Source organism: Rurimicrobium arvi (genome assembly GCF_039540495.1).
In the GTDB taxonomy this organism is placed as follows: domain Bacteria; phylum Bacteroidota; class Bacteroidia; order Chitinophagales; family Chitinophagaceae; genus Rurimicrobium; species Rurimicrobium arvi.
Genome location: NZ_BAABEZ010000022.1, coordinates 734,223 through 742,312, shown reverse-complemented (window position 1 = coordinate 742,312; position 8,090 = coordinate 734,223). Strand labels below are relative to the sequence as shown.

At 49.0% G+C, this 8,090-nt stretch carries 6 protein-coding genes and 1 pseudogene; 5 read left to right on the top strand and 2 right to left on the bottom strand.

The annotated features are described in order from the left end of the window. From ABD846_RS09945 to fmt, 3 genes and pseudogenes are all read left to right on the top strand, one after another. A pseudogene (locus ABD846_RS09945) lies at positions 1–694 on the top strand (hypothetical protein); the annotation flags it as partial. Positions 695–804: 110 nt separating this feature from the next. Beyond that, complete coding sequence (locus ABD846_RS09940; protein ID WP_344826062.1) at positions 805–1,617, top strand: segregation and condensation protein A; 813 nt, start codon at positions 805–807, stop codon at positions 1,615–1,617. A 29-nt stretch (positions 1,618–1,646) separates the two neighbouring features. Continuing rightward, complete coding sequence (gene fmt, locus ABD846_RS09935; RefSeq protein ID WP_344826059.1) at positions 1,647–2,570, top strand: methionyl-tRNA formyltransferase; 924 nt, start codon at positions 1,647–1,649, stop codon at positions 2,568–2,570. On the opposite strand, the gene ABD846_RS09930 is transcribed toward fmt, so the two are convergent. Next, positions 2,571–4,292 carry a hypothetical protein gene (locus ABD846_RS09930; RefSeq protein WP_344826056.1) on the bottom strand — a complete coding sequence of 574 codons (1,722 nt, stop codon included), beginning with the start codon at positions 4,290–4,292 and terminating at the stop codon, positions 2,571–2,573. It lies immediately after the preceding gene. Positions 4,293–4,452: 160 nt separating this feature from the next. Here ABD846_RS09930 and ABD846_RS09925 point away from each other — a divergent pair, with 160 nt between their 5' ends. After that, a complete protein-coding gene (locus ABD846_RS09925; protein WP_344826053.1) occupies positions 4,453–6,660 on the top strand; it encodes a carboxy terminal-processing peptidase in 2,208 nt (735 codons plus the stop codon). A 144-nt stretch (positions 6,661–6,804) separates the two neighbouring features. Then, on the top strand, positions 6,805–7,470 hold the full coding sequence (locus tag ABD846_RS09920; protein WP_344826050.1) for a C40 family peptidase: 666 nt from the start codon (positions 6,805–6,807) through the stop codon (positions 7,468–7,470). Here the strand turns inward: ABD846_RS09920 and ABD846_RS09915 are convergent. Next, a complete protein-coding gene (locus ABD846_RS09915) occupies positions 7,467–8,033 on the bottom strand; it encodes a hypothetical protein (protein WP_344826047.1) in 567 nt (188 codons plus the stop codon). The genes ABD846_RS09920 and ABD846_RS09915 overlap by 4 nt on opposite strands. Positions 8,034–8,090: the final 57 nt, after the last annotated feature.

The window sequence follows — 8,090 nt, the reverse complement described above, 5'->3', positions numbered from 1 at the left end:
ATCCCGCTACGGGCGTCGCCTCGCCGACAGCTCGAATATTTATATGTCGGCATTGTTCAACTTCAAGTCGCAGTTTACCAAAGGGTACGACTATTCCATCGATAACTGGCGCAATACACCTACATCAAATTTTTTCTCACCCGCTTATTTCACACTGGCACCCGGTTTCGAATACCGGAAGGGCAACAACCTGAGCATATTCCTGTCTCCGCTGGCAGGAAGGCTTACGCTTGTAGATACCGTTTACACCAATCGCTCACCACAAGGCGCATTTGGTGTGCCTTACGGTAAAAATAAACGGTTCGAATTCGGGGCTTATTTCTCTGCCCGGTATTATGTCGAGATCAGCAAGACCGTTTCGTTCCGTACACGTCTGGACCTGTACAGCAACTATCTGGCAAAAGATGTGCTGAACGACAGTGGTGTAGTGGTGCGCAAGGATAATCCCGGCAATATCACCGTGTTGTCGGACAACCTCTTCAGCTTTAAATTCAGCAAACACCTGAGCATGTCTGTGGGTGTTGTAATGGTTTATGACAATGCGCAGCCCTACAAGGATACCTACGTAGATGCATCGGGTGCCGTTCAGAAAAAAAAGGAACCGATATCCGGGTTGGGATGGCTGCAACTGCGCCAGAACCTGCAGTTCGGTATCCAGTACAAACTGCCTGCACGCGACAAAGAAGCGAAATAAATAATGTGTAGTCGCGTTCCCGAGCATTCAGTAATGCAGGGGCGTCATATTTGACGGATAGCCCGAAAAGCCGTACTTTCGGCACCCGGGCTATCCGTTTCCGTTATACAATGGCTGAAACCTACCAGATAAAATTACCCCAGTTTGAAGGGCCTTTCGATCTGCTCCTGTTCTTTATAGAACGGGATGAGCTGGACATATACAATATTCCCATTTTCAGCATTACCAAAGATTTTCTGGCATTTATCAATGACACCGAAAGTCTGGATATCGAACTGGCCAGTGAATTCATTCTGTTCATCTCTACGCTTATGCGCATCAAAGCAAAGATGCTGCTGCCGCGCAGGGAAGTGGATGCGCAGGGGAATGAGATCGACCCGCGGCAGGAACTCGTGGACAAACTCCTGGAATACAAACGCTATAAAGAAGCCTCTGCGGAAATGGCGCTTATGGAAGCCGAACGGCAACTGGCGCAAAAACGCGGTAATATCCGTGCCGAGCTGGAATCACTCAGTGAAGAATACAGCGAGGGGACAGAGATACAGACCGTTTCGCTGTTTAAGCTGATGTCTTCCTTCGAGCGGGCAATGAAGCGTTTCAACGATCGCAATAATAAGCCGCAGCACGTTGTTATCAAATATAACTACAGTCTCGAAGGACAGCGTGTTTACCTGCTCGATCGTATGCAGACAGATACCAGACTGGCATTCGAAACATTGTTCGCCAGTTGTGAAAACCGTATACATGCGATCTTCACATTCCTGGCAATGCTGGAATTGGTACAACAGAAATATTTCAACCTCCTTGTCGGCAATGGCCGCAACAATTTTATTATTGAATGGAACGCGCAGCGTGAGGAACAAATGCCTGCAGATACTCAGGAAGATACTGCCGGGCAGCCTGAAGAACCCGCAGGTGAATAATCCTGCCGTTCCGGTATTTTCTTTTTATAATGACTGACTCCAACAAGATCGTTTTCTTTGGTACACCCGGCTTTGCCGTCGCTTCACTCGATGCTTTGCTCCAGGCCGGTATGAACGTCGCTGCTGTGGTTACGGCACCCGATAAGCCTTCGGGAAGAGGGCTGCAGCTGACTACAACTGCAGTAAAAGACTATGCCGTCGCACATGGCATCCCGGTCTTGCAGCCGTTGAAGCTCAAAGACCCTGCATTCGTGGAAGCCTTGCAACAAATAGGAGCCGCACTGCACGTGGTTGTAGCGTTTCGTATGTTGCCCGAAATTGTCTGGAACATGCCGCCGATGGGTACCATCAACGTGCACGGTTCTCTGCTGCCGCAATACCGCGGTGCTGCGCCGATCAATTGGGCTATTATCAATGGTGAGCGGGAGACCGGCGTTACCACATTTAAACTCAAACACGAAATTGATACCGGGGATATTCTGTTGTCCGACAGTACACCCATTCTTCCGGACGATAATGCCGGCACCGTGCACGATCGCCTGATGCTTATGGGCGGTGCATTACTCGTGAAAACAGTCAAAGGTCTGTTCGACGGCACAATCAAGGAGCAACCGCAGCCTGCGGACGCCGGTACGCTGAAGCACGCTCCGAAACTCTTTAAGGAAAATATGCGCATCGACTGGAACCAGGGCAGCGAAGCCGTGCGGAACTTTGTGCGCGGACTGGCTCCTTATCCCGCAGCATATTGCGAGTTTCAGGGCAAGACCATGAAGGTGTTTACAGTTTCCCTGGCAGATTATCATGAAACGCCTGCTCCGGGGAGGTTTGTGGTAGATAATGGCCGAATACTGGCAGGAACTGCAGACGGCTGGCTGAGCATAGACGAATTACAGTTGGAAGGCAAGAAGCGCATGGACGCAGGTTCTTTCCTCCGGGGATACAAACCTGCGTGATCACCTCACAATTTTCCGTACCCATATGCGGTAGTCTCCGGCAGTATCCAGTGGCCGGTACTGAGCAATAAACTCAGGTTTCGGCTGTAAGTCTTCATTGTCAGAAAATACCAGGTAAGACTGACCGGAAAAGTGACACGGCAGGTAAGCCGTATTGATCCGGCTATTGCCATAAGCCATCCACATAAAAGATTCTTCCGACAGCCATACCTGACTGTTCGGCGGAAACTGGCGGGCGCGCTCTGTGATGACCTGTTTGTGCCTGTTCGTGTCCTGGTCGTACAAGCGTGTATCCGCCCATCGTCCGTAAAAAAGGAACATACCCCATAATACAGCAACACTGCATAGTGCGGACAGGAATCCGGAAAACCTGTTCCGTTCAATTTTTCCGATAGCTATTCCGATACAGATAAAGCAGGACAACGTGAGCAATTGCATTTGCAGGCCGAGTATCCTGCCATAGGGCAGATGTCCCAGCAGCCAGGAAAGAAGGATAACCGACAGCAGGTGACAGGCGGGTAGCAGCAGAAGGCTTCCTTTCAAAGCTTTCGTGTATAGCAGCCATATTCCGCACAGCAGTGCCGAAACTGAAAAGAGGATACACAGTGTAAACGTGGGCAGCGAAATACTGTGCTCGAAAGCGTAAACACCGAGGTGGCCGGGCATATTTTCCCATAGATGCGATCGCAAAGCCTCGTCCGGTTTTACGTATTTGTTGCCCGTAAGTGCCTGCACTCCGGAAACGCACATCACGGGTACATACACCAACGCAGATCCGATAGCCGACAAACAAAGGCTGTAAAGCAATGCGCGAGGGAAACGCCTGTACAATACCGCTCCGGCAAGGATATACAACACTTCAAAGCCGGTAATATACAGGAATGAAGGCGCAACGAACATTCCTGCAACATTCGAAACCGCGAGTATCCCGTACCATATTCCCTTATCCTCCTGTTTTCCTGTCGCATAAATGCGGTACAGGCTGTAAGTGGCGGCGAAGCCGAGCAGGAACAATAGCGAGTAACCGCGGGCCTGATGCCCGAAACCGGCAACCATAAAGACCATCATGCCTATCAGCGTACTCCAAAATGCAAGTGACCTGTCTTTAAGGTGCAGTAACAGAACCCCAAGCAACAGCCATGCGTGGACCAGGTAAAACAACATTGCCAGCACACGCGCTCCGTAAATGCGTTGTGTTAGCGAACCCGGAATCAGGTGCGCAAACAGATTGAAGCCGATATGGTTATTCGGAAGCGGGTACTGGGTAAGCGTATACAGCAGCGGTTGCCCTGAAAAGTTGAGTGCAGAAAACACCTCATCCGTTGCAAATGCTTCCGCGCATAGCCAGTAAAGCTGCGGCAGGAGCAGGGCCAGGGTGACACCTGTAAATAGTAAAAGGTTTCTGCGGACGATCTGCAGAAACGATTGTATGGTTTTGTGCCAGGAGGCGGCAGGGCATCTGCGCAGCAACAGGAAAAAGACCGGCAGCATTAGCAGGGTGGCGATACAAATGATATTACCCTGACGTTTCACATCCGCCGAAAGCACCTCAAAAGCGGGACTCTTCATGCGATAATAGCATGAACCTTTGCTGTCATACCATTGCAACAGTTTGCTGCGGTCCGTCACCAGGTACAGCATACAGCCCGCTGACAACACCACTCCCGAAAGCAGCAGCAGCAGGTTCGGGAGGCGCTTCATTAAACGGGACGGCAGGGGCATGTAGCAGTGGAAATTTGTTCAAATATAATACAGCGAAGCTTGCCGTTACAGCCGCGTATTAACCCCTAAAATCCCCTTTCTTATTGGGAAATTATTAACCCTTATTCTTTTACATTTGCTAACGGTGATTATTACCTTTAGAAACCATATGTTACACTTCATGAAGTACAAGGTTGGAATTCCTTTGTTGATCATTGCGGCCCTGGCTGCTTTTTTTTCTTTTAAATATATCAGCGAGGATGGTCCGGATACACAATCCAGAAAAATACTAATTCAGAATGCCGTTGTCGGGTTGATACGCGAAGGACATTTCGCTCCACGGCAGATCGACGATTCCTTTTCCAATTCGGTGTTCAACCGGCTTGTGGAAACAGCCGATTTTGAAAAGAAATTCTTTACAAAAGAAGACATTGACCAATTGTCGAAATACCGTTACCAGTTGGACGACCAGATCCGCGACTCCAAGTTCGACGCGTACGAGCTGTTCGCCGGTATCTACAAAAAACGTCTCGATCAGGTGACAGGCTTCTATAAAAAAGCTATTAAAGGAGATTTTACATTCGATACGCCCGATTCCATTCAACTGAATAATGAGAAGATCGATTTTGCAGCGAATGATGCAGCTCTGGAAGATCGCTGGGACAAATATGTAAAATACCGCGTGCTGGCCAAATACATGGAGCTGAAGAAAATTCAGACCGATGAAAAGAACCGCCGCGATACCGCTAAAGTAAAAGATACTACGGTATTCGTGGTGAAATCAGATGCCGATCTGCTGAAATCTGCAAAGGGAAAAGTGGATACGAATCTGCAGAAGTATTTCACCAAACTCGGCAAAGCAAGTGAGGAAGATCGTTTCGCGATGTACATCAATGCGATCACGCACGCCGAAGATCCGCACACCGATTTCTTTCCTCCACGTGAAAAAAAGGCATTTGACGTACAGATGTCAGGTGAATTTTACGGTATCGGTGCGCAGCTGAAACTGGAAGACGATAAAGTGAAGATCGCATCTATTGTTCCCGGAAGTCCCAGCTGGAAGCAGGGCGAACTGAAGGCCAACGACGAGATCATCAAAGTGGGGCAGGGCGCTGCCGAGCCGGAAGATGTACAGGGATATGAACTGGAAGATGTGGTGCAGAAAATCCGCGGTGAAAAAGGGACCGAAGTGCGCCTTACAGTGCGCCGCATAGACGGTTCGATTAAAGTGATCCCGATCATTCGCGGTAAAGTGGCGCTGGAAGAAACATTCGCGAAATCGGCACTGATCAATACCGGTAGCGGAAAAATAGGATATATCTACCTGAGTGAATTCTACAGCAATTTTACCAGTTCCGACGGACGCCGTTCTGCCGACGATATCGCCAAAGAAGTGGCCAAGCTCAAAGAACAGGGTGTGAAAGGGATTATACTTGATCTGCGTTATAACGGCGGCGGATCGTTATACGACGTTGTCGATATGTCCGGTATTTTTATTGGTGCCGGACCGGTGGTACAGGTAAAAACGAGCGAGGCCCAGCCGATGATACTGAAAAGCAAAACTCCTTCGGTGACCTACGACGGACCTTTCATCATCATGGTAAACCAGGGAAGCGCTTCCGCATCTGAGATCCTTGCCGCGGCCATGCAGGACTACAAACGTGCCGTGATTGTCGGTAATACCACATTTGGTAAGGGAACCGTTCAGAAGCAGATCCCGATCGACGAAGTGATCAATGATGCAACACGCCTCAAGATGGCGATCAACAAAGAACCGGAATTAGGATCGCTGAAACTAACGATTCAGAAGTTCTACCGAGTTACCGGAGGTTCCACACAATTAAAAGGCGTTACGCCCGATATCAGCATTCCGGATGTGTACAGCGATATCGAGATCGGCGAACGTAAAGACAAGGCAGCGCTTCCGTATGATGAGATTCAGCCGGCATCCATACCGCAGCCCGTGGTAGTGGAAGGCCGTCAGCTGACTACAGACGGTGTTCAGATGAGCCACGCGAAATGGGCAGCTTCTTTCGACCTGAAAAAACTGCAGGCGCTCAGTGCAAAACGTATTGCTGCCAGCAAAGCGTTTGATAACGTCCGTACCAACGCAGCCCGCCTCAAAAAGCTTGAGGAAGACAATGTGGTGTACCTGGATGAAACACATTTCAAAAAAGAACAGGAGGAAGCAAGCGCATTGGCGAAAAAAATTGAGGAGGCAGATAAAGCCGTTACGCAACTGGACATCAGTAATTTGCCTTCCGACCTCACAAGACTGAGCGCAGATACGGCAGCTATGGAGCGCAATAAAAATTGGATCCGCCTGCTTAAGAAAGATATCTCACTCGCTGAAACCGTGAACATTATGAAAGATATGCAGTCTAAATAATTGTAATTCATTTCGTTTTTTATCAGGCCCTCCGATGCTTTTTAACATTTGGAGGGCTTTTTTTAGGGTGATCTTAAGTAAATTTGCCGCGGTTTTTTCTCCAAGGGGAAAATATTTGTTCATTTTAAAAAGCAATGCGACCTAATGAAAAAGACATTACTAAGCACCTTGCTCGTCACCATCCTGGCTGTCGTCGGTACCAGCTGCAATTCTGCACACGAACTGATGGAGCCGAAATCCCTTGTGCTTGCAAAACCCAGACTCGAGAATCTCAACAGCGTGGAAGCAGGTAGCGTGGCTACCGGTAAAAAAGCTCCGGGAGAACGCAACTTCGTAACCTCCCTGAACAAATTCCTGAATATCAAATACGCCAATATGCTCGGCGTACTGCCTCAGGTACTTACCAACGATCTGTTATATGACTTTATAGACGAATGGTATGGCACGCGTTACCGTTTAGGCGGTACCGATAAAAGAGGAATTGATTGCAGTGCATTTGTACAACGCTTATACGAACGCGTATTCAACATCAGTCTGTTGCGTACCGCGGCGGAACAATTCCACCTGTGCCAGTCGATCTGGGACAAAGAAGAACTGCGTGAAGGCGACCTGGTATTTTTCAATATCCACAATAAACGCATTTCGCACGTGGGTATTTACCTGATCAACGACTACTTCGTGCACTCCTGCACCAGTTCAGGCGTAATGATCAGCCGCCTTACCGACGCATACTGGCGCCGCTATTACGCAGGAGCCGGACGTATTCCCAAGAAACTGGCGCTGACGGATAAAGACGCACCTCGTTTTTAATCGACTGATTTTTTTAAAGAAGCGGCTCCGGCCGCTTTTTTTCTGCCCTTTAACGCCTGCAGCGTTTTTTGTGCGCGGTTCCTGAATGCAGCACTGCATACCTCGTGGTCCAGTGCATGCCGGATAAGCTGCGCAAGCGACTCTTTCAACTCCGGATAACGGTTGCAGAGATGCTCCAGCACCGTCATCGAAAAGCAGCGTACCGCAATTGCCTCTTTGGGATCTTCCAGCCAGGAAAAGCATAATTCAAGCGCCATCTCTTCGCAATCAGCCGGAATCGCGACAAATTGCAGGATACGCACCACATTCCGCTTTACGGTGCCATCCACAGCGCCTTGGCAGCAGTATTCCAGCATACGGTGAACATAAGGCGGCATTTTTTCCGGATGGGCATCGGCATACATGCTTAAAACCCAGGCTGCCCGTTGTACGGTGCGTTTGTCCCCATGAAGGAACAGATCGAAAAGCTCTTTAAAGTGTTGCTCATCCGAGCCCGCAAAGCCTGCAATGGCCGCAGCCTGTTCCTTTGAGTGCTCTGATAATAAAGCTTTCTGAATATCCATACAGTAAAGAATGCAATTATAATCCGGCTCAAAGCTAAATAAAACAAATATTTTTTC

Coding starts and splice junctions, on each gene's coding strand:
- ABD846_RS09940 (WP_344826062.1), top strand. CDS start 805: ATGGCTGAAACCTACCAGATAAAATTACCCCAGTTTGAAGGGCCTTTC.
- fmt (WP_344826059.1), top strand. CDS start 1,647: ATGACTGACTCCAACAAGATCGTTTTCTTTGGTACACCCGGCTTTGCC.
- ABD846_RS09930 (WP_344826056.1), bottom strand. CDS start 4,292: ATGCCCCTGCCGTCCCGTTTAATGAAGCGCCTCCCGAACCTGCTGCTG.
- ABD846_RS09925 (WP_344826053.1), top strand. CDS start 4,453: ATGAAGTACAAGGTTGGAATTCCTTTGTTGATCATTGCGGCCCTGGCT.
- ABD846_RS09920 (WP_344826050.1), top strand. CDS start 6,805: ATGAAAAAGACATTACTAAGCACCTTGCTCGTCACCATCCTGGCTGTC.
- ABD846_RS09915 (WP_344826047.1), bottom strand. CDS start 8,033: ATGGATATTCAGAAAGCTTTATTATCAGAGCACTCAAAGGAACAGGCT.